Consider the following 23,777-nt stretch of genomic DNA (forward strand, 5'->3'; position numbering starts at 1 on the left):
AGCCGGCCTCGGCATTCGCGGACCCGCCGCGGTCGGCGGGTGCCCAGCCGGCCCCGCGTAGGATGGGAACGTGACGACCACCACCCCGAAAATCGGCCTCGGCATGCCCCGCGTGCCCGGCCTGCGCGGCCGGCTCAAGGATATCCCCGTCCTCGGACACAAGCGCGTCCTGCTCGCCGCCCCCCGCGGATACTGCGCCGGCGTCGACCGCGCGGTGATCGCCGTCGAGAAGGCCCTCGAGCACTACGGCGCCCCGGTGTACGTGCGCAAGCAGATCGTGCACAACATCCACGTCGTCACCGAGCTCGAGTCCAAGGGCGCGATCTTCGTCGACGAGGTCGACGAGGTGCCCGAGGGCGCCCACATCGTCTTCAGCGCGCACGGCGTCTCGCCGGCGGTGGTGAACGCGGCATCCGACCGCGGACTGCACGCGATCGACGCGACCTGCCCGCTCGTGACCAAGGTGCACCGCGAAGCCGTGCGATTCGCACGCGACGACTTCGAGATCCTGCTCATCGGCCACGAGGGTCACGAGGAGGTCGAGGGCACCGCCGGCGAGGCGCCCGACCACGTCACGATCGTGAACAGCCCAGACGACGTGCCGAACATCGACGTGCGCGACCCCGACAAGGTCGTGTGGCTCTCGCAGACCACGCTCTCGGTCGACGAGACCATGGAGACCGTCCGCCGCCTGCGCGAGCGGTTCCCGAACCTCGCCGACCCGCCCAGCGACGACATCTGCTACGCCACGCAGAACCGCCAGGTCGCGATCAAGAAGGTCGCACAGGATGCCGAGCTGGTGATCGTCGTCGGTTCGGCGAACTCCTCCAACAGCGTTCGCCTCGTCGAGGTCGCGCTCGAGTACGGAGCCAAGGCCGCCTACCGGGTCGACTACGCGAGCGAGGTCAAGCAGGAGTGGCTCGACGGCGTCGCGACGGTCGGCGTGACGAGCGGGGCATCCGTTCCCGAGGAGCTCGTGCACGAACTGCTCGAGGCCCTGGCCGATGCCGGCTACGGCGACGTCAGCGAGGTGAAGACCGCCGAGGAGGACCTCATGTTCTCGCTCCCCAAGGAGCTCCGGCGCGACCTCGCCGGCAACCGCGACGACCGCGCGCTCGGCGGGCGCACGCGCTCGACCTCGCAGGCCTGACCTCGACGTCCGACGCCCCGCGGCAGACTTGGTCTGCCGCGGGGCGTCGTGCTGTCGCGAGGCGTGCTGTCGCGGGGCGTGCTGTCGCGAGGCGTGCGGTCCCGCCCTCGAGCTCGCGGTCCGGACGGGTGGTCTAGACGCTCGCGGAGCTGAGCGAGGTCAGGAAGTCGGGGTCGCTCGCGAACACGAGCATGCCGATGATCGTCACGACGACGAACGCGACGACGCCGGCCGCGACCGGGATCCACCACGAGAGGCGGCCGGCCCGAAGGCGCGCACGCGACCACAGCAGTGCGCCGATCCAGAGCAGGAGCTGCAGCAGGACGCCGGTCGCGATGATCGTCGGCACGGCGGGGCCCGGGGTGAACGAGGTCGGCCCGTCGACGCCGAGCATCGCCGACGAGAGCTTCGCCGACTCGAGCGCGGTCGTCGGCAGTTGCACGATGGCCACGATGTTGTAGAGCAGGCCGAACACGCCGAACACGAGCAGTGCGATGGTCCAGAGGCGGTCGCGGGGGATGGCCGGAGCGACCGCCTGCCCCACGCCGGGCGCAGAGCCCTGGGCTGCGGCGGGCGGCACGGAGGCCTCGGCCTGCGCCGCGTCGGCCGCGGCATCCGGAACCGCCTTGGGGTCGACCGGCGGCTGCCAGGTCCACCCCTCGGGGGCGTACTCGCCGTAGCGCGGACGAGGCCGCTCGTCGCTCGGGGGAGCCTTCGGGGACGAATCCTGCCCCGAGGCTCCGGTCGGGCGAGCGGCCTCGTCGTGCGTCATATGTGGGCGCCCTATGCCGAGATCGAGTTGCCGGCGGAGCCGAGCTGACGGGTCGACTCGACCACGCGAGCGGCCATCGCGGTCTCGGCGACCTTGCCCCAGGCGCGGGGGTCGTAGAGCTTCTTGTTGCCCACGCCGCCGTCGACCTTGAGCACGCCGTCGTAGTTCTTGAACATGTAGTCGGCGATCGCGCGCGTGTAGGCGTACTGCGTGTCGGTGTCGATGTTCATCTTCACGACGCCGTTCGCGACGGCCTCGGCGATCTCGGCGTCGGTCGAGCCGGAGCCGCCGTGGAAGACGAGGTCGAGCGGCTTCGGGCCGGTGCCGTACTTGGCGGCCAGGCCGTCCTGGATGTCCTTGAGCAGCGACGGGCGCAGCTTGACGTTGCCGGGCGCGTACACGCCGTGGACGTTGCCGAACGTGAGGGCGGCCATGTAGCGGCCCTGCTCGCCGAGGCCGAGCGCCTCGACGGTCGAGATCGCGTCGTCGAGGGTCGTGTAGAGCGCCTCGTTGGAGCCCTCGTGCTTCACGCCGTCCTCTTCGCCGCCGACGACGCCGATCTCGACCTCGAGGATCGCGTTGATCGCCTTCATGCGGGGCAGGATCTGCTGCGCGATCTCGAGGTTCTCGGTCAGCGGCACGGCCGAGCCGTCCCACATGTGCGACTGGAAGATCGGGTTGCCGCCGGCCTTGACGGCCTCCTCGGACGCCGCGAGCAGCGGGAACACGAAGTCCTCGAGCGCGGGCTTCGGGCAGTGGTCGGTGTGGAGGGCGACCGTGACGGGGTAGCTCTTCGCGATCTCGTGCGCGGCCGCGGCGAAGGCGAGGGCGCCGGTGGCGCGGGCCTTGACGGTGTGGCCGGCGAAGTAGTCGGCGCCACCCGTGGTGACCTGGATGATGCCGTCGGAGCCGGCCTCGGTGAGGCCCTGCAGCACCGCGTTCAGGGTCTGCGTCGACGAGACGTTGAACGCCGGGAAGGCGAAGGCCTTCGCCTTGGCGGTGTCGAGCATCTGTGCGTACTGCTCGGGGGTTGCGATGGGCATGGCGCTCCTTCGGAAGGCAACAGGATTCCTCCGAAGTCTACCGAGGTTGCGAGGAGTGCTCACGTGCGTTGCGAGGCGTGCGGATGCCGCGACTGGGCGATGATGGGACGATGCCCCCGTATCCAGCCGCCGCATCCGAAGAGCCGTCGCCTGCGAACGGCGCGGATGCCGCGGCGTGGATCCCGTCGCCCGGGCTCCGTCGTGCGCTGCTCGACGCCGTGCGCGCGGCCGCGGCCGCGGCTCGTCCGCTCGTGGGCGGCGGCGACGGCGACGCGGTCGATGCGGCCGCGGTCGACGCGCTGCGCGGCGCGCTCGCGGGCGTGCCCGCCGACATCCGCGTGGTCTCGGGCGAGGGCGAGAAGGACGACGCGCCCATGCTGCATCCCGGCGAGCGGTTCGGCACGGGCGCGGGCGCGGCGCTCGACCTCGTCGTCGACCCCGTCGACGGAACGCGGCTCGCGGCCGCCGGGCGACCCGGTGCCATGGCGATCCTCGCGGTCGCACCGCGCGGGTCCTTCGCCGACCCGGGGCCCGCGTTCTACCTCGACAAGCTCGTGCACGCACGGCCCGGCGGCGGGGTGGACGCGGGCCTCGCCCTCGACCTGCCCGTCGGCGAGAACCTCGCCAGGCTCGCCGCGGCTCATGGCCGCCCGGTGTCGTCGCTCAGGGTCGCCGTGCAGGCGCGCCCTCGCAACGCCGAGGCCGCCGACGCCGTGCGCGCCGCCGGCGCGATCCTTCATGCGTTCGAGCACGGCGACATCGAGCGGGTCGCGCACGCCGCGGCCCCCGACGGCGACCTCGACCTGCTGCTCGGCATCGGAGGTGCGCCGGAGGGGCTCCTCGAGGCGGCGATCGTGCGCGCGCACGGCGGGGTCATGCACGCCGGGTTCGCCGAGCAGTCCGCGGTCGAGGCCGCGCGCATCGAGGCGTTCGCGACGGCACTCGGACCGGGCGCCGTCGAGCGCGGGTTCGTCACGGCGGCCGGCCTTCGCCTCGACGACCTGTGCGCGGCATCCGCCCTCGTCGTGATCGCGCCGGTGACGGCCTGCGCCCTCGCCGCGGTGCGGGCCGGGCTCGTGCTCGTCGACGACACCGCGCCCGGCGGACTGGTGACCGCCGCATTGCCCGCCGGTTAAGAATCGACGTTCTTTCTGCTCGGGTCGTCCCGAAAATCGACTCCTCCGCGTGCCCGCTGCCTAGTCTGGAAGACGAGCGCGTACGGAGCCGACGGCCCGCCATGGGCCGCTCGGGCCGGTCGCACCGACACCGGAGGACCACTCGATGATGATGAGCACCGACGCCGCGAGCCTGTACCTGCACCCCGATCGCAACATCGCGCTCGAACTCGTGCGGGCGACCGAGGCCGCGGCGATCCGCTCCTACCCGTGGATCGGCAAGGGCGACAAGCTCGGCGCCGACGGTGCTGCCGTCGACGCCATGCGCGCCTTCCTCGGCACGGTGGACTTCGACGGCGTCGTCGTGATCGGCGAGGGCGAGAAGGACGCCGCCCCCATGCTCTTCAACGGCGAGCGGGTCGGCACCGGGCGCGGACCCGCATGCGACATCGCCGTCGACCCGATCGACGGCACGTCGCTCACGGCCGCAGGCCGGCACAATGCGCTCTCGGTCATCGCGGTGGCCGATCGCGGCACCATGCTCGACGCGTCGACCGTGTTCTACATGGACAAGATCGTGACGGATGCCACGGGCTTCGGCGTCGTCGACATCCGCCGGCCGATCGGCGAGAACCTGCGCGCGCTCGCCGCGGCGAAGGGCAAGGATGTGAGCGAGCTGCGCGTCGCGGTGCTGAACCGCGAGCGCCACGAGCAGCTCATCGCCGACATCCGCGAGGCGGGCGCCGGCACCCGCCTGATGAGCGACGGCGACGTCGCCGGCGGCATCAACGCCGCGCGCTACGAGTCCCGCATCGACATGTGCGTCGGCATCGGCGGCAGCCCGGAGGGCATCACGACCGCGTGCGCGATCAAGGCGCTCGGCGGATTCATGCAGGGCGTGCTCGCGCCGAAGGACGACGCCGAGCGTGCCCGCGGCGAGGCCGCCGGACTCGACTGCGACCGGGTGTACGAGCTCGACGACCTCGTGCGCGGCGACAACACGTTCTTCGTCGCCACGGGCGTCACCGACGGCGAGCTGCTCGAGGGCGTGCGCAAGAAGGGGCCGATCATCCGCACCGAGTCGATCGTGCTCCGCGGCAAGTCCGGCACGATCCGGCGCATCGTCGCCGACCACTCCGTGGAGAAGTGGCTGTCCGACGCCGACAGGTGACCGTCGAACGCTCGCAGGCGTCGGCGGGTCGTCCGACAATGGGACGGTGACCGACCGCCCGAGACTGCCACGCGCGCTGCGTCCGTTCGGCGCCGCCCAGTACCGGCTGCTCGCGCTCGCGCTCGCGGCATCGTTGCTGTCGGCGGGCGCCTGGCTCGTCGCGGCCGTGTGGCAGGTCGTCGAGCTCGGCGGAACCCCCGTCGACCTCTCGTTCGTCGCGGTCGGGTCGAGCCTCGGGCTCGTGCTCGCGGTGCTGATCGGCGGCGTCGCGGCCGACCGCATCCCGCAGCGACGCATCCTCATCGTCGTCGAGGTCATGCGGGCCGTGGCCTTCGCGGTCGCCGCCGTGCTCGCGGCGACTGGGGTCATCGAGGTCTGGCACATCGCCGCCATCTCGTTCGTGCTCGGCCTGGCCGACGGCTTCTTCTACCCGGCGTACTCGGCCTGGCTGCCCGCGATCCTGCCCGGCTCGCAACTGCTGGCCGCGAACGGCATCGAGGGCGTCCTGCGCCCCGCCGTGATGCAGGCGGCCGGGCCGGCGCTCGCGAGCGCGTTCATCGCGCTGCAGGGGCCGTGGTTGGCGTTCGGCGCGGTCGCCGTCATGCAGGTCGTCGCCGTCGTGGTGCTGGCGGTGATGCGCGAGACGCCGGTTCGCCGCGACCCGGACGAGGTCGTGCGGCACCCGGTGCGACAGTCGTTCATCGACCTGCGCGACGGCTTCACCTATCTCGTGCGCACGAAATGGCTGCTCGCGACGCTCGTCTTCTCGATCGTCCTGGTGTTCATCATCATGGGGCCGATCGAGGTGCTGCTCCCGTTCGCCGTGAAGGACCAGACCGGTGGCGGGGCCGGGGCGTTCGCCCTCGCACTCGCCGCGTTCGGTGTCGGCGGGGCGGTCGGTTCGCTCTCGGTGGCATCGTTCCGCCTGCCGCGGCGCTATCTCACGCTCATGATCCTCGCGTGGGGCGTCGGATGCCTCCCGCTCGCGATCATCGGATACACCTCGCAGCTCTGGGTCATGGTCATCGCGCTGTTCCTGGTCGGGCTCCTCTTCGACGGCGCGCAGGTCGTCTGGGGAACGCTGCTGCAACGCCGCGTGCCGCCGTCGATGCTCGGACGCGTGTCGAGCCTCGACTTCTTCGTCTCGCTCGCCCTGATGCCGGTGTCGATGGCCGTCGCCGGACCGGTCGGCGAGGCGATCGGGCTCGCGCCGGCGTTCCTGATCGCCGGACTCGTGCCGCCGTTCATCGCGTTCGCGACGCTCGCGATCGCCCGGCTCGGGCAGGACGAGCTCGCGCATCCGCTGGATTCCGCGCCGTCGACCGATGCGGTGGGCGTCGTCACCGGCGCCGAGGCGGCGGGCGGGTTCGCGCCTCCGGCCGACGAACCGCATCCGATCGCCGGGCGCGACGACCCGCTCCGCGACTGACCTGCCGGCGCGACCCCTCGACGCGCGCCTGCCGGGTGTGCGAGGGTGGGCGCGAACAACGCGAACAAGGGAGATCCGATGGTGGACATCAGCGACGCGTTCCCGGGCTTCAGCGTGCATGACGTCGGCGCGGCCCGAGCGTTCTACGGCGACGTGCTCGGACTGCCCGTCGAGGAGTCGATGGGAGGTCTGAGGCTGACCCTCCCCTCGGGGCAGGGCGTCTTCGTCTACCCGAAGGACACGCACGAGCCCGCGTCGTTCACGATCCTGAACTTCGAGGTCACCGACCTCGAGCGCACGGTCGACGACCTGAACGCCGCCGGGGTCGTGACGAAGATCTACACCGACCCGCACTCGTTCGGCACCGACGAGCGAGGTATCGCCTGGGGGTCGAAGTCCGGCCAGGGGCCGGACATCTGCTGGTTCCGCGATCCTTCGGGCAACGTGCTCAGCCTCATCGCGCAGTGAACCTCCGGCATGCTGCGGGAGCTGGTAGACCCGAGGCATGTTGGGGCAATCGCTGAATTCGCCGTGGGCGTCGAGCAGCGGCGTGTACACGCACACCTGGACGTTCCAGGTGACGCATCCGGGGCGCACGATCGTCGAGGTCGCCCTGACCTCGGTCAACAGCGTCGATGACGACGACGGGACATTCGCCCGGTTCGGCGTCTCGCAGATCGTGAGCGACAGCGGGGTCGAGAACTTCGGCGACGACGGCCCGCCGGTCGTCGCCCGCGACGGCGTCACGAGCGTGAGCGTGCGGATGTTCGTGGTCAACTCGTTCGCCCGCGGACGCGTCTCGCGGAACTTCTGGTGAGGGGGACGAGCGATGATCGACGAGACGGCGAGCAGTGAGCAGGTCGACACGCGGCAGCAGGTGAGCGTGCTCTACGACCCCGAGACGGGGCGGGCCGTCCGCGGCCACACCTTCGTCGGCGTGGACGACGAGCTGACGGCACCGGAGGGCCGGGACGCCCGCGAACGCGTGCTGCGCGAGGAGGCCGGAGCGGACCGTGCCTCTGCACGACTGCGGTTCGCCGACGCCGCGGCCGACCTGCGCATCGAGGCTCCGGCGGAGCTCGAGGTCGTCGACGATGTCGTGTCGGCCCGCCCGGTGCACCTGAAACGGCGCAAGGTGGATCCGGAGATCTTGCGCACGCTGCCCCCGCAGCGACGCGACTGACCGCTCCGCCGAACGCGCGCCGCCCGCCGCGGAGGTGGTGTGCGAACGCGTCGACCCAGCGCTGCCCGACTCGACGGAGCCGGTGCGCGCCCGCGTCAGATCGAGCGGATCTCGGGGTCGATGTCGGCGGCGAAGCTCTCGTCGTCGGAGCCGAGGTCGAGTTCAGCGTCGATGACCGAGGATTCGGGTGCTCCGGCGTCGGACCCTGCCTCGATAGCCGCCGTCTCGGTCGAGGCGGCCGAGGTGAACTCGTAGGCCGTCAGCTCACGGGGGCTCTCCTCGATGCCTTCGAGCTGCGCGAGCACCTTGGTCTCGTCGAGCGCCCTGAGCTTGCGCGCGGTGGGCATGACGCGGGTCTCGAGCGAGCCGACGAACGCGTTGTAGTCCTTGACCGTGCGCTCGATGGTGCGCCCGAGCTTCTCGATCTGGCCGGCGGTGACGGACAGGCGCGAGTAGAGCTCGCGGCTGAGGTCGAAGAGGGTCTTGGCCTCTTTCGTGAGGACGTCTTGCTGCCAACTGAACGCGACCGTCTTCAGCACCGACCACAGCGTCACGGGGGAGGCGAGCGCCACGCGCTTCGAGAACGCGTAGTCGAGCAGGGCCGGATCGGTCTCGAGCGCGCTCGAGACGAGCGACTCGCTCGGGATGAACGCGATGACCATCTCGGGCGAGGCGCCGAGCCCGGCCCAGTAGGTCTTGCCGCCGAGGGCGGTGATGTGGTCGCGCACGGCCTTGACGTGCTGCTTCATGAGCGCCTCGCGTCGGGCCGCTTCTGCGCCGACCGCGGTGAGCGGGATCTGGCTGGCCTCGAGGTAGGCGTTGAACGGCACCTTCGCGTCGACGGCGATGTTCTTGCCGCCCGGCAGGTGGATGACCATGTCGGGGCGCCCGGCGCCCGAGTCGGTGTTGATCGAGTGCTGCGTGTCGAAGTCGACGCGCTCGAGCAGCCCGGCGGCCTCGACGACGCTGCGCAGCTGGGTCTCGCCCCACACGCCGCGTGTGCTGTTCGACCGCAGCGCGGAGGCGAGCGTCTCTGCGGTGGAGCGCAGGCGCTCCTCGTTCTCTGCGGCGATCTTGAGCTGCTGGCTGAGCTCGCCGTGCTGGCGGTGCCGCTGCGTCTCGAGCTCGGTGACCTTGGCCTGCATCTCGGTGATCGTCTGCTTGACGGGCGCGAGCGCCTGCAGCACCTTGCTGTCGGCCGCCTCGCGTGCCTCGCGCTGCTGCTGCTCTGTGCGCTGGCGCTCGACGATCTCGCGGTACTGCGTGCGCGCCGACTCGATCTGCTCGCGCAGGCCGACGGTCGTGGCCTGCACCGAGGCGAGCTCGGCGCGGAGCTGCGCCTGGACCTGCTGCTCGTCGGCGCGGATGCGCGCCTGCTCGGCCGAGCTGCCGGCCTGCAGCGAGGCGATCTCGGCCTGGTGACGGGCCTCGACCAGTGCGGGGTCTTCGGACGGGACGACGCCGGCCGCGGCATCCGTCGCACGCTTCGATGCGAGGAACCACGTGGCGAGCGCGCCGAGCGCGATGCCGACGACGAGGCCGATGACCAGCAGCAGGATCTCCATGCCGCCAAGTGTGGCAGCGGCCGCCGACATCGCCCGCGATGCGGCTCGGCGAGGCCGAGAAGCGGCGCCGATGCGACGCCGAGGCGACGCCGATGCGGCGCCCCTACTGCAGCGCCATGGGGCCGTGCGCCGCCGCGCGCGTGGCGGTCGCGGCCTGCCCGATCGCGCCGAACGGCACGCGCGTCACGTGGGCGAGCCGGTCGAGGTCGTCGACGTCGTGCCGACCGGCGGCGTGCACCATGATCGCGGCGCAGGCCTCGGCATCGGCCAGGGCGTCGTGGTGCGAGAAGCCCTCGAAGCCCGCGGCCATCGCCGCGACGGGCAGCCGGTAGGACTCGAGGTGGTAGGTCTTGCGCGCGACCTGCAGGCTGCAGAGCGACCGGTGGTTCGGCACGTCGAGGCCGACCGCCTCGGTGGTCTGCGCGATGACGCGCATGTCGAAGCCCGCGTTGTGGGCGACGAGCACGTCGACGCCCGCGAACTCGCGGAACACCGGGAGCAGCTCGGCCCAGCCCGCGGCATCCGCGACCATGTCGCGCGTGATGCCGTGCACGCGCACGTTCCACTCCGAGAACTCGTCGTGGGGGAACGGCGGGCGGATGTAGCGGTGCAGGCGATCGACGACGACGCCGTCGCGCACCTTCACCAGTCCGATCGAACAGGCCGACGCACTCGACGGGTTGGCGGTCTCGAAGTCGATCGCGGTGAAGTCCACTGGCACGAGGGCATCGTGCCATGACCTGCCGACGGTTGACGGATGCCTCGCCGCTGGCGTGGAATGGGCGCCATGACCGAGACGACCGAACCCGCGCCCGACGGCGGCGGACCCGTTCCGCCGCTCGGGGACCCGGCGGCGCCGACGACGATCGCGGCGGCGAGGTCGTTCGGCGCGGCGGCATCCGTCTACCACCGGTCACGGCCCGGGTACCCGGCCGAGGCGGTCGCCTGGCTCGTCGGCGACGCGGTCGACGTGCTCGACCTCGGCGCCGGAACGGGCAAGCTCACCGAGGCGCTCGTCGCGCTGGACGTCGACGTGATCGCCGTCGACCCGGTCGAGGAGATGCTCGACGAGCTGGAGCTCGCCGTTCCCGGCGTGCCGCGCATCCTCGGCACGGCCGAGGAGATCCCGCTCGAGGACGACACGTTCGACGCGGTCGTCGCCGGCCAGGCGTGGCACTGGTTCGAGCCGCATCGCGCGCTGCCCGAGATCGCGCGCGTGCTCCGGCCAGGCGGCGTGCTCGGCCTCGTGTGGAACAGCCGAGACCTCCGGGCCGACTGGCTGCGCGAGGCGGGCGGGATCATGCACGAGCGTCATGACGCGAGCGCGACGTTCGAGGCGTACGTGCGCATCGGCGCGCCGTTCGGCGTGGTCGAGGAGCACACGGTCGAGTGGACCGAGCGGATGTCGCGCGGGCGGTTCCTCGAACTCGTCCGCTCGCGGTCGTACTTCATCACCGCGTCGGCGGCCGAGCAGGCCTCCACGATCGGCGCGCTCGAGGTGCTGCTCGACACGCATCCGGATCTCGCGGGTGCCGTCGAGCTCGAGGTGCCGTACCTCACGCGCTGCTTCCGCGCGCGGCTCATGGGCTGAGCCGCGCGCGGAGGCACCGGCCGCGGCCGGCCGCGCTAGCCGCGCTGCGCTCGCCGCACCCGACGGGCGACGACGGATGCCGCGACGCCGGCCGCGAGCAGCAGCATGGCCGCCGTGGCCGCCCCGGTCTCCGCGCCCGTCTCGGCGAGCCGCGGGCCGGCAGGGGCGGATGCATCGGACGCGACGGCCGCATCGTCGGCGATGAGCGGGCTCTCGGTGGTCGCGACATCCGCGAGGCAGCGCCGCAGCTCGGTCGTCTTGACCCAGCTCGAGCCCTCGGCGACCGGCGCGCAGCCCTCGGCGAAGGCGATCTCGCGTTCGTTGGAGAGCATGCGGACGAGCGGGGTGTATGCGCTGCCGGTCGCGGGGTCGACGCCCTTGCGCGCGACGACGTCCCACTGCACGTTCGCGGCCATCGGGGTCACCTGCGCGCCGCGCCAGGGGTTGCCGGCGTAGTCGTACACGTCGGCCGCGCTCGCGGGCGAGGCGACGTCGGGCGCGGCCACGGTCGAGCCCGGCAGGCGCAGCAGGGCCGCGAACGGGATGATCGTCTCGGCGTGCGCGAACCGGAAGGTCGCCGCCACGTCGCCGCCGGCGGCACGCGCGTCGATCGTCGCGAAGAAGTCGTCGAGGAGCGGCTTCGCGATGCGGAAGGTCTCGTCATGGCCTGCGAGGCTCGGGCCCTTCTCGTAGAAGTCCTCGGCGTCGAGCAGGTACGCGAACCACTCGGCGTCGGCCTCGTGCCCGACGAAGTACGGGTCGAAGTCGAACTCGTGCGGTGCGACGTTCTCCTCCTGCATGTCGACGGCGATGATGTAGAGGTTGTAGAGCGTCATGGCCGCGTCGACGGGGCTCTCGATCGACTTCTCGGGGTCGCCGCACGCATCGGGGTCGGCCGCCGGGTCGGCGCCCGGCGCACAGGTCGCGGGGCCCGTCTCGGTGCCGTCGGCGGTGTTGAACCACGTGTGGGCGTCGTCGGCGCCGATCTGCGCGATGAACGCCGGCGTGAAGATGCCGGACAGCAGTTCGTCGGCGACCTCGACCGAGCGGGGCAGGTCCTCGATGAAGTCCGTGGCGGCGGCGATCGTGCCGCCGTCGTCGGTCTGCTCGTCGAGGTAGGCCTCGTACGCCTCGGCGATCTCGCGCTCCGGGGATCCCTCGGCCTTGTCGGTTCCGTCGGGATTCTCGACCTTGTGGAAGTACAGGCGCTCGGGGTGCGCGACGAGCGGCGCGTCGGGAGAGGGCGCCGTGGCGCCGGCGGCGGCCGCGGCATCCGCGAAGCCCAGCAGGAAGTTCTCTCCCGACTCGGTCGCGCGCGCCTCGCCAGAGGTCTCGGCGACGATGCGGTCGCCGGCGGCGGCGGCCTGCTCGAAGAGCGGCGCGTTGCGCTCGTAGGCACGCGCGCCGATGCCCTGGTGCTGCGTCGCGCCCTGGCCGGTGAGCATGCCGTAGCCGTTCTCGACGTTCGCGGCCGTGATCGCGTCGAGGTTCGCGATGAACGTCGTGCCGATCTCGGGGGTGAGGAATCCGCCCTCGGCCACGGCGGTCTCGGACAGACGGTGCAGCAGCGCGTCGTACTTGTAGCCCGAGAGGCCGCGCGACCCGTGCCGTGCGACCGATTCGGTCGCGATCGTCGTGTAGCCGGCCGGCGCGGGGGAGTACGCCGCGAGGTCGGCCGGGGCGGGGGCGAGGTAGGGCTGCTTGCTGCTGTAGAAGCCGGTGGGCACGGGGGCGTCGGATGTCTCGGCCGCGACGGCCGGGCCCGCGAGCGCGGCGGCGGCGAGGGCACCGAGGGCGCCGGCTGCGAACGCCAGGCGCGCGGCGTGCGCACCGCGGAGTCGACGGCGGGTGGGGAGCGGGCGGAACATGGGACCTCCGTGCGTAGGGGTACGGGCCCCGACGATCGGGCCTCGTCAGGAGTACCGGCGGCGGGTGAACGGCAACCGACGGCCGGGTGACCGTCCGGCGTCGACACGGGCTCTGGCCCGGGCACGTTCGGGCACCGATCGGGTCTCCGCTTGACCGCCATCCCCGCACGGGAGGATTCTTCAGGGATGAAGTACCTGCTCGCCGTCTGGGACGGCGGGGGAGCGACCCCGCCGAACCTCGGCATCGCGCGCCTGCTCGTCGCGCGCGGCCACGAGGTCGTCGTCCTCGGCGACCCGACCCTCGCCGACGCGATCGCCGACACCGGGGCCGTGCATCGAACCTGGCCGACCGCGCCGCAGCGCAGGTCGACAGCCCTCGAAGACGACGTGCTGAAGGACTGGGAGTGCCGCACGCAGCTCGGTGCGCTGCTCCGGGTGCGCGATCGCCTCATGACCGGCCCGGCCGCCCGCTACGCCGCAGACGTCGTAGCTGCGCTCGACGCCGAGCCGTTCGACGCGGTACTCGCCGACGGCCTGCTCCTCGGCGCGCTCATCGGCGCGGAGGCGCGCGGCATCCCGACCGCGGTGCTCGTCGGGAGCGTGTACCTGCAGCCCTCGCGCGTGCGCCCGCCGTTCGGCCTCGGGCTCGCGCCCGCGCACAACGCGCTGGGCCGGGCGCGCGACCGCGCGGCGTACGCGCTCATGACGGCGGCCGCCCGTGTCGGGATGGGCCCGGTCAACGCGGCCCGTGCCGAGCACGGCCTCGCGCCGGTCCGCAACCCCGGCGAGCAGTGGGATCATGCCGACCGCGTACTCGTGCTCACCGGCTCGGCGTTCGACGACCCGCCGCCCGACGCGCCCAACGTGCGCTACGTCGGGCCGGTGCTCGAGGACATCCCGGCCGACGGCCCGGGCCTGACGCTGCCGCCCGGCGATGCGCCGCTCGTGGTCGTCGGACTCTCGAGCTCCTACATGGCGCAGGCCGACCTGCTCACGAGGATCTCCCGGGCGCTCGCGTCGCTCCCCGTGCGCGCCGTGATCACCACCGGGCCCGCGATCGATCCGGCAGACGTTCCCGGCGCGAAGAACGTCGTCGTCGTGCGCGCCGCCGCCCACGCGCAGCTGATCCCGCAGGCCGCGCTCGTGATCACCCACGCGGGCCACGGCACGCTCATCAAGGCGCTCGCCGCGGGGGTTCCGGCGCTCTGCATCCCGCTCGGCCGCGACCAGCCCGAGAACGCCGCCCGTGCGGCCCGTCACGGTGCCGCGGTCGTGATCCCGGCGAAGTCGGATGCCTCCGCGATCGCGACGGCGGTGCTCGGCCTGCTGCTCGAGCCCTCCTACCGCGACGCGGCCACGGAACTCGGCGAGCGCATCCGGGCCGAGATCGATTCGGGGGCGCTCCTCGCCGAGGTCGAGGGACTGGCCGCGGTCGGGCGTCGCCCGGCCTGACGTCGATGCCGACGGCCGCGCCCGGGTGCGGCATCCGCTTCCGATGAGGCCGCGGGGCGACGCACCGGTACGATAGACCCCCGTGGCTCTCACTATCGGCATCGTCGGCCTGCCCAACGTCGGCAAGTCCACCCTCTTCAACGCCCTCACCAAGAACCAGGTGCTCGCGGCGAACTACCCGTTCGCGACGATCGAGCCCAACGTGGGCGTCGTGAACCTGCCCGACCCGCGCCTCGAGGTGCTCGCCGGCATCTTCGGCTCGGAGCGCATCCTGCCCGCGGCCGTGTCGTTCGTCGACATCGCCGGCATCGTGCGCGGCGCCTCCGAGGGCGAAGGCCTCGGCAACAAGTTCCTCGCGAACATCCGCGAGGCCGACGCGATCGCGCAGGTCGTGCGCGGATTCGAGGACGCCGACGTCGTGCACGTCGAGGGCGCCGTCGACCCGAAGTCCGACATGGAGACCATCAACACCGAGCTGATCCTCGCCGACCTCGAGACGCTCGAGCGCGCCATCCCGCGCTTCGAGAAGGAGATCAAGGGCAAGAAGCTCGACCCCTCGGTGCTCGAGGCCGCGAAGGCCGCCCAGGACGTGCTGCAGCGGGGCACGCCGCTCTCCGCGGCATCCGTCGACCTCGCGCCCGTGAAGGAGCTTGGCCTGCTCACCGCGAAGCCCTTCATCTATGTCTTCAACGTCGACGAGGCCGTGCTGACGGATGATGCGAAGAAGGCCGAGCTCGCGGCGCTCGTCGCCCCCGCCGAGGCCGTGTTCCTCGACGCGAAGATCGAGTCCGAGCTCATCGACCTCGACCCCGCGGACGCCGCGGAGCTGCTGGCCTCGACCGGCCAGGAGGAGTCCGGCCTCGACCAGCTCGCCCGCATCGGCTTCGACACGCTCGGCCTGCAGACCTACCTCACGGCGGGCCCGAAGGAGTCGCGTGCGTGGACGATCCACAAGGGCGACAAGGCCCCGCAGGCCGCCGGCGTGATCCACACCGACTTCGAGCGCGGCTTCATCAAGGCCGAGGTCATCTCATTCGAGGACCTCGTCGAGACCGGCTCGGTCGCCGAGGCCCGCGCCAAGGGCAAGGCCCGCATGGAGGGCAAGGACTACGTCATGCAGGACGGCGACGTCGTCGAGTTCCGCTTCAACGTGTGACCGTCGGCACGGACCCGGCCCTGGTCCTCGGCGCGATCCGGCTCAGGCGCCGGAACGCTCCGTTCGCCCGTCGTCGATGAGCGGTGCGGCGTGGGTGCCGGCCGGGCGGTTCGCGGGGTCGGCCTCGGTTTCCGCGGGACGCACCTCGGCCTGAGCAGGCGTCGTGGCGGGCGCAGTGGCGGCCGGCGCAGTGGCGGCCGGCGCAGCGGTGCGATCGGCGTCGGGGGTCGCATCGGGATCGACCTCGGCCGCGCGGCTGGCGTGCCGGTCGGCCTCCGCCTGGAGGGCGGCGGCGCGTTCGCCGCGTTCGGCGCCTTCCCGGGCCAATTGTTCGGCGTCGAGGCGGGCGCGCTCGGCGTCGGCCTCGGCCTGCGCAGCGCTCGACTGCGCGGCGAGGCGATCGGCCTCGGCCTGCGAGGCGGCAGCCGCCTGTTCACGTGCGTCGCGGGCGGTGTCCTCCGCCTTCTCGCGCAGGTCGGCGGCGCGTCGTCGATCCGCCTCGACCTTGGCCTCGGCCCGACGACGGGACGTGGCGACCACGGCGATGACGACGATGATCGCGATCACGACGATCGCGACGACGATCCAGATCCAGATGCTCGAATCCATGGTGTGTTCCACCTTTCTCGGGAATGCCGCCATTCAACGCGCCGGGTCCCGCGGCGGCCAAGGGGTTGTGCCGCGGAGTGCTTTCTGCCACGGTTCCGCCCGGAGGCGCACGATCCCGGGGCCGGGGCGGCGCGGGTGCGAAGGCGGAGGGGCACGACGGTCTCAGCGGGGCGGTCGGCCCCTCCTCTCGGCGGTGATGGAGTCCAACCGATTCCGATCATCGTGCGCGCCGCGAACCGCACGCACCAAGCCCTTGACAAGCACGGGCGGTTGCAGCACTATCCGCGACCGCAATCGTCGCGACTGCAACCGTCGCGCCTTCAGGCGGTCAGCACCGCACCGCCGTCGCGCTGCGCTGCCGCGTCCAGCGCTGTCGCTGCCGCGCGGCGCCCTTCGGCGATGAGCCTGGGCGCGTCGGACATCGTCCATTGCGCCATGCCCTCCATCTCGGGCTGGATGAGCACGACCGAGGGGTCGCTCGCAAGCTCCTGGGTGCGCGAGACGGTGCGCATCATGCGCACGTTCTCCCATTTCGCGTGCAGTCGCACCACGATCACGCGAGACGCGCCGAGTTCACGGGTGGCGGCGACCGGGACGTTGTCGACCATGCCGCCGTCGGCCAGGAGCGTGCCGTCGCGGCGCACGGGGGCGAGCAGGCCGGGCACGGCGATCGTCGACCTGAGGGCCACGCTCAGCGGGCCGCGGTCGATCGTCACGGCCTGGCGGGTGCGGAGGTCCGTGGCGACGGCGCCGAACCTGCGCGGGAACTGCTCGATGAGCGGATCGGTGCCGAACACGCGATGCACCGCGTCATCGAGCGCGCGCGCGTCGAGCAGCCCCCAGCGGGGAGCGAACGACCACCGCGCGATCGCGCGCCAGCGGAATGCGAGGGCGGCCCGCTCGATCTCGATCGGGTCGAACCCGGCCGCGTATGCGGCGGCGATCATCGCGCCCGAACTGGTGCCGGCGACGATTCCGGGGGTGATTCCCCGTTCGGCGAGCACCTGAAGGACGCCGACGTGCGCCGCGCCGAACGCGGCCCCGCCGCTGAGCGTGAGGCCCAGTGTCTGGTCATCGGCCATGGCGTCCCTCCCCGGTTGCTCTCGTGAGCGTACCGCGCGGGCGTGGGATGGTTCTGGGTGCTCGCAGTGAGGTTCCTGAATGCCGCCTCGATGCACGCCGAACACGATGCGCCGGATCCGCCCGGGGCGGAGTCGTGCGGGATCAGCCCCGCAGGTCGTCGAGCGAGGCGATCGGCACGATGCCCGCCGCCGCGGCGATGAGGCGGGGATCGGCGGTGACGAGGGCGTCGGCCTGCAGCGAGGCCACGGCCAGGTATTCGGCGAGGGGAGTGTCGTTCCAGTCGAGGCGTACGGCCAGCTTCCACGCGACCGACCGGGAGACCCGATCGCCGAGCAGCCGGATCTTGAGCTCGGCGAGGCGCTCGAGCTGGTCGCGGCCGGCGCGCTCGTCGAGCCGACCTCCGTGCACGTCGCGATACAGCAGCGAGAGCACATGCGAGCGCAGCACGGTTGGCGCAACGAGCTGGTGCACGGTCGGAACGGCGAGGTCGTCGCGAATGATCGTCAGCGCGGCATCCGCATCGATGGCGTATCGCGTCATGCGCCCATGGTCGCAGGCGGCACCGACATTCCCCGGAACGTGCGGCGTGCCGTGCAAGGTTCGCGGCAGACTCGACACAGACAGTTCGTGACGACCGCCAGCACCGACGCCGACGCCCCCGACGCGACCCAGGAGGTGACGATGCCCGACGGCACCGAGTCCGCCGGCGACCGGGTCGAGCCTCGCGATGACGTCGTGTGGTTCACCGACGTCGTGCGCGCCCACTCGACCGCGCTCGTGCGCTACTTCGCCCGTCGCGGTCCCCGGCAGGATGCCGACGACCTCGCCGCCGAGGTGTTCGCGACCGCGTGGCGACGCCGCGACGACGTGCCGGCCGAGGCCGTGCTGCCGTGGCTGTACCGCACGGCGGGTTTCATCCTCGCCAACCACCGCCGCAAGCAGGTCGACCTGCCCGTCGACGAGGTGCCGGAGTCCGGCGGCGTGCGGGTGGGCGAGGATCCGGAGCTCAGCGTGCTGTTCGACGCCGAGCTGCGCGGCGCCCTCGAGAGCGTCGGCGAGCGCGATCGCCGCATCCTGCTGCTGCACGCCTGGGAGGGCCTCGACGGCGCGGAGCTCGCCGCGGTGCTCGACATCTCGCGATCCGGTGCGGATGCCGCGCTGTCGCGGGCCCGGAAGCGCCTCCGCGAGGCCTGGGGCGAGCGGCTGTCGTTCTAGCGCGGGGTGATCCACCGGGCCGCGCCGGCCACCCTGCAAGGTTCTGACCCCGAGCGACACATTCCCTCATGAACGCGGAACTCCGCCCGGGCGGAGATCGGCGGCACCGACGACAGCACCGCGCACACCGGAGGCGATCCCCATGAACGACGACCGCGAACTCGACCCCGAGGCGCGGCTCCGCGCCGCAGACCCCGCAGCCGGCGTCGAACCGCGCGCCGGGTTCGTCGACGAGGTCGTCGCCGCCGCCGCGGGCGACTCGACCGCGTCCACGGCGCCGGGCGCATCGGGCGCACCGGACGGGACCGCGGCCGGCGAATCCGACGCAGCCTCCGGCCCGGCAGCCCCCGTCACCGACCTCGGCGCGGAACGCGGCCGTCGGCGCCCCCGCTGGATTCCGGTCGCGGCGGTCGCGGCATCCCTCGTCGTCTTCGGCGGCGCGGGCTACGCGCTCGGCGCGGCGAACGGCGGGTCGACGAGCCTCGCCGACGGCGCGGCCCCTGCGATCTCGCTGCAGGGACCCGGCAGCGGCGCGATGCCCGAGCAGAACGCGGCCCAGGCTGACTCGCGGGCGGGTGCCGGCGCGGCCGACAAGATGTCGGCCGACATGAGCCACCTCTACGGCTCCGGTCGCAACGAGTTCAGTTCGTCGGGCCTCGGCACGACGGCCGGCACCGCGCTCGGGTACGGGTACGACGCCCCGGCCGCGTCGAACGCCGAGACGGTCGCCGCGCTCGCCGCCGCGCTCGGCGTCGAGGGCACCCCTGCGTTGCAGGGCGGCTCGTGGGTCGTCGGCCCGCAGGACGGCACCTCGGCGAGCCTCACCGTCGGCCTCGACGGCACGTTGAGCTTCTCGTTCTACGATCCGCGGCTCGACCCGTGGTCGTGCCCAGCGACCGGAGGCGGCTCGGGCGGGTCGGAGGGCGGCGACGCCGTCGCCCCGGACCCCGGCACCGACCCGACCATCGAGCCGGGCATCGTCGTGCCGTGCGAGCCGACCGGTTCGGCGCCGAGCGAGGCGACCGCGATCGACGCCCTGCGCGCGATCATCACCTCGACCGGCCGCGACGCCGACGCGTTCGAGTACTCCTCCCAGACCTGGGAGGGTTCGGTCACCCGCACCGCGCAGGCGTGGCCGGTCATCGACGGCCAGCGCCTCGACCAGGGCTGGAGCGCCGAGGTCTCCGAGGAGGGCGTGCTGAGCGCCTCCGGGGCGCTCGCCCCGATCGTCCCGCTCGGCGAGTACGAGATCGTCAGCGAGCAGGAGGCCTTCGAGCGGCTCTCCGACCCGCGATTCGGCGCGCAGATGACGAACCTCCCGATCGCGTACCGAGCGGGCGCCGTCACGGACACGGCGACCGAGTGGGTGCCGCCGACCGCGCCGCCGGCGGCGCCGACATCCGGCGCCGCGATCGCCTGGCCCGTGAACCGGGTCGAGATCGTCAGCGCCCGCACCGGCCTCGCCAGCCAATGGCAGCCCGACGGCAGCGTGCTCGTCGTGCCGGCCTACGAGTTCACGGATGCCGGTGGCGGCACGTGGTCGGTCATCGCCGTCGCCGAGTCGAAGCTCGACTTCTCTACCGCGACGGAGTGACCCGGGTTCCGGAGCGCCGGTGCGACGACCGGCCCCCCGGGATCAGACGACCTCGGCCGTCTCCTCGCGCAGCCGCGGCTCCGTTCTGGACCCGGGGCGGAACCCCGCCTTGTCGGCGTAGAAGGCGCGGATGCGGTCCATGTCGGCGGCGACGTCGCCCGTGAGCTCGATCGTGGGTCCGAGGCCGGCCGTCATCGTCGTGCGGTCGACGTAGCCGAGCGTGACCGGCATGTCCGTCTCGCGGGCGATGCGGTAGAAGCCCGACTTCCAGGTCGTGTTGGCCCCGCGCGTGCCGTCGGGCGTCACGACGAGCCCGAAGACCTCGCCGCCGCGGATCCGGCCGACGACCTCGCCGACGACGCGGCTCGGGTCGTCGCGGTCCACCGGGATGCCGCCGAGCCCGCGCATGATCGGGCCGCGCCATCCGGTGAACAGGCTCTTCTTGCCGAGCCAGCGGAAGTCGATGCCGAGGTGCCAGGCGATCGCGAGCATGAGCGCGAAGTCCCAGTTCGAGGTGTGCGGCGCACCGATGAGCACGGTGGGGCGGTCTGGCGCCGGCCGGGTGGCGAGCTGCCACCGGCTGCAGGCCCAGAACGCGCGGGCCAGGAGTCGTCGGAGCATCCGGCCAAGGTATGCGAGCGCATATGGCTCGGGCGGCATGCGATCGGGCGGGTGGCGACCGCGTGCCCGCGGGTGCGGCAGGATGATCGCATGACCAACCCTGTCACCGTGCACCTGCGTTACGAGATCGATGCCGACAAGCTCGCGGAGTTCCGCGAATACGGGCAGCGCTGGATCCGGCTCGTCAACCGCCTCGGCGGCACGCACCACGGCTACTTCCTGCCGAGCGAGGGCGACAGCGACGAGGCGTTCGCGCTCTTCACGTTCCCGTCGCTCGCCGACTACGAGCAGTACCGCCTCGCGTCGGCCGACGACCCCGAGTGCGTCGAGGCGTACCGGTTCGCGGTCGAGACGAAGTGCATCCGACGCTACGAGCGCCGGTTCCTCGCACCCGTCTTCGCGTGACGATCGATCCCGACGCCTGCTCGGGGCCTACGACGACCAGCTTCGAACGGATGCCGAGACGCCGAGTGCGATCGCGGTCGACCGTCTCGGCATCTCCCGCGCGCTGACCGCGGCGCGAGCGCGAACTGCGCTCGCGCTCGCCACGACGCTGATCCACAGCGACTCGACCGAGTTCTCGCGGCCGATCCTCGAGCGGTCCGGGCTCGTGAAGGTCTCGACGACGACGCCGTACCGCCGGCGGCGCTGAGCTCGGATCCTCGGCCGTCGAACGCGCGGCCGTCGAACGCGCGGCCGTCGAACCCGGCCGCTGGATCCGCGGCCGCCCGCCCCGCGGCGGACCCAGCGCAGGCTCCCAGCCTGCGCTGACTAGGGTTGACCGGTGACTGCAACACTCGTGGCCCAGGGCCTCGCGGGCGGATACGCCCACCGCACCCTGTTCGAAGACCTCGACCTCACGGTCGCGCCCGGCGACGTCGTGGGCGTCGTCGGCGCGAACGGAGCGGGCAAGTCGACGCTGCTCGGCATCCTCGGCGGGGCGATCCCCTCGATGGCGGGCACCGTGTCGCTCGCGCCGTCCGACGCCTTCGTGGGGTGGCTGCCGCAGGAGCACGAACGCGTCGAGGGCGAGACGATCGCCCAGTACGTCGCGCGTCGCACGGGGTGCGCCGAGGCATCCGCTCGCATGGATGCCGCGGCGGAGCTGCTCGGCGCCACCGACGTGCCCGACGGCGTCGACGCCGGCGAGGAGTACTCGGTCGCCCTCGAGCGCTGGCTCGCCGCCGGCGCGGCCGACCTCGACGAGCGGCTGCCCGCCGTGCTCGCGGAGCTCGGACTCGCGGTCGGCGCGGGCGCAGGGGTGGGCGCACCCGTCATCACCCCCGACTCGCTCATGACCGGACTCTCGGGCGGGCAGGCCGCACGCGTGGGCCTCGCCGCGCTCGTCTGCTCGCGCTTCGACCTCGTGCTGCTCGACGAGCCCACGAACGACCTCGACCTCGACGGACTCGCCCGGCTCGAGGCCTTCGTCGCCGGCCTGCGGGGCGGTGTCGTGCTCGTCAGCCACGATCGCGAATTCCTCGCGCGCACCGTGACGAAGGTGCTCGAGCTCGACCTCGCACAGCATGCCAACCGCGTCTACGGCGGCGGCTACGACGCCTACCTCGAGGAGCGCGAGACGGTGCGCCGCCATGCACGCGAGGACTACGAGGAGTTCGCGTCGAAGAAGGCCGACCTCGTCTCGCGCGCCCGCGTGCAGCGCGAGTGGTCGAGCCAGGGCGTGCGCAACGCCATGAAGAAGTCGCCCGACAACGACAAGATCCGCCGCAAGGCCGCGAGCGAGTCGAGCGAGAAGCAGGCGCAGAAGGTGCGTCAGATGGAGAGCCGCATCGCCCGCCTCGACGAGGTCGAGGAGCCGCGCAAGGAGTGGAAGCTCGAGTTCACGATCGGCCAGGCGCCGAGGTCGTCGGCCGTGGTCGCGACGCTCGCCGCGGCATCCGTCACCAGGGGCGACTTCACGCTGGGGCCGGTGTCGCTGCAGGTGCAGGCCGGCGACCGCATCGGCATCACGGGCCCGAACGGCGCAGGCAAGTCGACCCTGCTCGGGCTGCTGCTCGGCCGCATCGAGCCCGACGGCGGGCGCGCGAGCCTCGGGTCGTCGGTCGCGATCGGCGAGATCGACCAGGCGCGCTCGCAACTCGCCGGGCGGATGCCGCTGGCCGACGCCTTCGAGGCGCTCGTGCCCGAACTCAGCTCGGGCGAGGTGCGCACCCTGCTCGCGAAGTTCGGACTCAGGGCCGACCACGTGCTGCGCCCCGTCGACGACCTCTCGCCCGGGGAGCGCACCAGGGCCGGCATGGCGCTGCTGCAGTCCCGCGGGGTCAACGTGCTCGTGCTCGACGAGCCGACGAACCACCTCGACCTGATCGCCATCGAGCAGCTCGAGCAGGCGATCGAGGGCTATGAGGGCACGCTGCTGCTCGTCACCCACGACCGCCGCATGCTCGAGCACGTGAACCTCGACCGGCGCTGGCACGTCGACGGCGGGCGCGTCACCGAGAGCTGAGCGCCGTGCGGCGCTCGCCGCAACCGTCGGCGCAACGTCAGGAAATCTGCGGACGCTGGCAGTCACACGGGATGCCGCGGGCCGCGCTCCTTGGCAGCATGAGGGCATGACCCACCTCATCGTGCCCGGCATCGGCGGCTCCGGGCCCACCCACTGGCAGACGCGCTGGGAGCGCGACCTCGGCGCGAGCGTGCGCATCGCGCCGTCCTCGTGGGACGAACCGCGCCTCGACGACTGGCTCGCCGCACTCGATCGGGCGAGCGCCGAGGCCGGTGCCGACGCCGTGATCGTCGCGCACAGCATGGGATGCCTCGTGGTCGCCGAATGGCTCCCGCGCAACCCGGGGCGCGCCTCGGCGGTGCTGTTCGTCGCGCCGCCCGACCCCGACGGCGAGCGCTACCCCGACCAGGCGAGCGAGTTCGCGCGCATCGGCGGAGGTCCGCTGGGGCTTCCCGCCCTCGTCGTGGCGAGCGACGACGACCCGTACGGCAGTCGCGCCTACGCCGCCGGGTTCGCCGAGCGCGTCGGCGCCGGGTTCGTGTCGGTCGGACCGCTCGGGCACATCAACGCGGCGAGCGATCTCGGCGAGTGGCACGAGGGGCGAGAGCTGCTCGACGACCTCGTGGCGCTCGCGCAGCGCACACGGCCCGAGTTCGCCTGAGTTCGACCGGCGCGCGCTCCGCGATCCGGGGT

At 72.5% G+C, this 23,777-nt stretch carries 24 protein-coding genes and 1 pseudogene; 16 read left to right on the plus strand and 9 right to left on the minus strand.

What is annotated here, in order from left to right; genetic code table 11:
* Window positions 1–103 precede the first annotated feature (103 nt).
* Window positions 104–1,150, plus strand: coding sequence for a 4-hydroxy-3-methylbut-2-enyl diphosphate reductase (locus tag ABIC29_RS05760; RefSeq protein WP_116081253.1), 1,047 nt, complete (start codon window positions 104–106; stop codon window positions 1,148–1,150).
* Between the two features lie 133 nt (window positions 1,151–1,283).
* Here ABIC29_RS05760 and ABIC29_RS05765 read toward each other — a convergent pair whose 3' ends face one another.
* Both ABIC29_RS05765 and fbaA read right to left on the minus strand, forming a co-directional pair.
* The gene (locus ABIC29_RS05765) at window positions 1,284–1,922 is read right to left on the minus strand and encodes a DUF6264 family protein (protein ID WP_354243499.1); all 639 of its coding nucleotides are present in this window, start codon (window positions 1,920–1,922) and stop codon (window positions 1,284–1,286) included.
* A gap of 11 nt (window positions 1,923–1,933) precedes the next feature.
* Window positions 1,934–2,965, minus strand: a complete 1,032-nt coding sequence (gene fbaA, locus ABIC29_RS05770) for a class II fructose-bisphosphate aldolase (protein WP_116081255.1) — start codon at window positions 2,963–2,965, stop codon at window positions 1,934–1,936.
* A 110-nt stretch (window positions 2,966–3,075) separates the two neighbouring features.
* On the opposite strand from fbaA, the gene ABIC29_RS05775 reads away from it, so the two are divergent.
* The 6 genes from ABIC29_RS05775 to ABIC29_RS05800 all read left to right on the plus strand — a co-directional run bounded on the left by ABIC29_RS05775 (window position 3,076) and on the right by ABIC29_RS05800 (window position 7,863).
* Window positions 3,076–4,101 (plus strand): fructose-bisphosphatase class II, encoded by a 1,026-nt coding sequence (locus ABIC29_RS05775; RefSeq protein WP_158551779.1) that lies wholly within the window; start codon window positions 3,076–3,078, stop codon window positions 4,099–4,101.
* Window positions 4,102–4,249: 148 nt separating this feature from the next.
* On the plus strand, window positions 4,250–5,251 hold the full coding sequence (gene glpX / locus ABIC29_RS05780) for a class II fructose-bisphosphatase (RefSeq protein WP_199471516.1): 1,002 nt from the start codon (window positions 4,250–4,252) through the stop codon (window positions 5,249–5,251).
* 46 nt (window positions 5,252–5,297) lie between these two features.
* Entirely contained in the window at window positions 5,298–6,680 is a 1,383-nt protein-coding gene (locus tag ABIC29_RS05785) for an MFS transporter (RefSeq protein WP_354243503.1), read from the plus strand.
* Between the two features lie 78 nt (window positions 6,681–6,758).
* Window positions 6,759–7,148, plus strand: coding sequence for a VOC family protein (locus ABIC29_RS05790; protein WP_116082436.1), 390 nt, complete (start codon window positions 6,759–6,761; stop codon window positions 7,146–7,148).
* Between the two features lie 37 nt (window positions 7,149–7,185).
* Window positions 7,186–7,497 (plus strand): hypothetical protein, encoded by a 312-nt coding sequence (locus ABIC29_RS05795; RefSeq protein WP_147309136.1) that lies wholly within the window; start codon window positions 7,186–7,188, stop codon window positions 7,495–7,497.
* Window positions 7,498–7,509: 12 nt separating this feature from the next.
* Window positions 7,510–7,863 (plus strand): hypothetical protein, encoded by a 354-nt coding sequence (locus tag ABIC29_RS05800; RefSeq protein ID WP_116081258.1) that lies wholly within the window; start codon window positions 7,510–7,512, stop codon window positions 7,861–7,863.
* A gap of 95 nt (window positions 7,864–7,958) precedes the next feature.
* Here ABIC29_RS05800 and ABIC29_RS05805 read toward each other — a convergent pair whose 3' ends face one another.
* Both ABIC29_RS05805 and ABIC29_RS05810 read right to left on the minus strand, forming a co-directional pair.
* Entirely contained in the window at window positions 7,959–9,428 is a 1,470-nt protein-coding gene (locus tag ABIC29_RS05805; RefSeq protein ID WP_354243508.1) for a DNA recombination protein RmuC, read from the minus strand.
* A 103-nt stretch (window positions 9,429–9,531) separates the two neighbouring features.
* Window positions 9,532–10,149, minus strand: coding sequence for an exonuclease domain-containing protein (locus ABIC29_RS05810; RefSeq protein WP_116081260.1), 618 nt, complete (start codon window positions 10,147–10,149; stop codon window positions 9,532–9,534).
* 66 nt (window positions 10,150–10,215) lie between these two features.
* Between ABIC29_RS05810 and ABIC29_RS05815 the strand changes: the two genes are divergently transcribed.
* Window positions 10,216–11,019 (plus strand): class I SAM-dependent methyltransferase, encoded by an 804-nt coding sequence (locus ABIC29_RS05815; protein WP_354243511.1) that lies wholly within the window; start codon window positions 10,216–10,218, stop codon window positions 11,017–11,019.
* A 35-nt stretch (window positions 11,020–11,054) separates the two neighbouring features.
* Here the strand turns inward: ABIC29_RS05815 and ABIC29_RS05820 are convergent, their stop codons facing one another.
* Entirely contained in the window at window positions 11,055–12,887 is a 1,833-nt protein-coding gene (locus ABIC29_RS05820) for a histidine-type phosphatase (RefSeq protein ID WP_354243514.1), read from the minus strand.
* 186 nt (window positions 12,888–13,073) lie between these two features.
* Between ABIC29_RS05820 and ABIC29_RS05825 the strand changes: the two genes are divergently transcribed.
* Window positions 13,074–14,339, plus strand: coding sequence for a glycosyltransferase (locus ABIC29_RS05825; protein ID WP_116081262.1), 1,266 nt, complete (start codon window positions 13,074–13,076; stop codon window positions 14,337–14,339).
* 82 nt (window positions 14,340–14,421) lie between these two features.
* On the plus strand, window positions 14,422–15,495 hold the full coding sequence (gene ychF, locus ABIC29_RS05830; protein WP_116081263.1) for a redox-regulated ATPase YchF: 1,074 nt from the start codon (window positions 14,422–14,424) through the stop codon (window positions 15,493–15,495).
* A gap of 42 nt (window positions 15,496–15,537) precedes the next feature.
* Here the strand turns inward: ychF and ABIC29_RS05835 are convergent, their stop codons facing one another.
* The 3 genes from ABIC29_RS05835 to ABIC29_RS05845 all read right to left on the minus strand — a co-directional run bounded on the left by ABIC29_RS05835 (window position 15,538) and on the right by ABIC29_RS05845 (window position 17,727).
* Window positions 15,538–16,104, minus strand: coding sequence for a hypothetical protein (locus ABIC29_RS05835; RefSeq protein ID WP_116081264.1), 567 nt, complete (start codon window positions 16,102–16,104; stop codon window positions 15,538–15,540).
* Between the two features lie 320 nt (window positions 16,105–16,424).
* Window positions 16,425–17,186, minus strand: a complete 762-nt coding sequence (locus tag ABIC29_RS05840) for a patatin-like phospholipase family protein (protein WP_116081265.1) — start codon at window positions 17,184–17,186, stop codon at window positions 16,425–16,427.
* Between the two features lie 142 nt (window positions 17,187–17,328).
* Window positions 17,329–17,727 carry a hypothetical protein gene (locus ABIC29_RS05845; protein ID WP_116081266.1) on the minus strand — a complete coding sequence of 133 codons (399 nt, stop codon included), beginning with the start codon at window positions 17,725–17,727 and terminating at the stop codon, window positions 17,329–17,331.
* An 87-nt stretch (window positions 17,728–17,814) separates the two neighbouring features.
* On the opposite strand from ABIC29_RS05845, the gene ABIC29_RS05850 reads away from it, so the two are divergent.
* Entirely contained in the window at window positions 17,815–18,402 is a 588-nt protein-coding gene (locus tag ABIC29_RS05850) for an RNA polymerase sigma factor (protein ID WP_354243519.1), read from the plus strand.
* Window positions 18,403–18,544: 142 nt separating this feature from the next.
* Window positions 18,545–19,996: a hypothetical protein gene (locus ABIC29_RS05855; protein ID WP_354243522.1), complete on the plus strand. Its 1,452-nt coding sequence runs from the start codon at window positions 18,545–18,547 to the stop codon at window positions 19,994–19,996.
* 42 nt (window positions 19,997–20,038) lie between these two features.
* On the opposite strand, the gene ABIC29_RS05860 is transcribed toward ABIC29_RS05855, so the two are convergent.
* A complete protein-coding gene (locus ABIC29_RS05860; protein ID WP_116081268.1) occupies window positions 20,039–20,617 on the minus strand; it encodes a 1-acyl-sn-glycerol-3-phosphate acyltransferase in 579 nt (192 codons plus the stop codon).
* 90 nt (window positions 20,618–20,707) lie between these two features.
* Here ABIC29_RS05860 and ABIC29_RS05865 point away from each other — a divergent pair, with 90 nt between their 5' ends.
* The 4 genes and pseudogenes from ABIC29_RS05865 (at window position 20,708) to ABIC29_RS05880 (ending at window position 23,745) form a co-directional block, all read left to right on the plus strand.
* Window positions 20,708–21,022: an NIPSNAP family protein gene (locus tag ABIC29_RS05865; protein WP_116081269.1), complete on the plus strand. Its 315-nt coding sequence runs from the start codon at window positions 20,708–20,710 to the stop codon at window positions 21,020–21,022.
* 88 nt (window positions 21,023–21,110) lie between these two features.
* Window positions 21,111–21,269, plus strand: a pseudogene (locus ABIC29_RS05870) (GNAT family N-acetyltransferase); the annotation flags it as partial.
* A gap of 132 nt (window positions 21,270–21,401) precedes the next feature.
* On the plus strand, window positions 21,402–23,084 hold the full coding sequence (locus ABIC29_RS05875) for an ABC-F family ATP-binding cassette domain-containing protein (protein ID WP_354243526.1): 1,683 nt from the start codon (window positions 21,402–21,404) through the stop codon (window positions 23,082–23,084).
* A 106-nt stretch (window positions 23,085–23,190) separates the two neighbouring features.
* Window positions 23,191–23,745: an RBBP9/YdeN family alpha/beta hydrolase gene (locus tag ABIC29_RS05880; protein ID WP_116081271.1), complete on the plus strand. Its 555-nt coding sequence runs from the start codon at window positions 23,191–23,193 to the stop codon at window positions 23,743–23,745.
* Window positions 23,746–23,777: the final 32 nt, after the last annotated feature.

This window comes from Agromyces sp. PvR057, from assembly GCF_040547485.1.
Lineage (GTDB): Bacteria > Actinomycetota > Actinomycetes > Actinomycetales > Microbacteriaceae > Agromyces.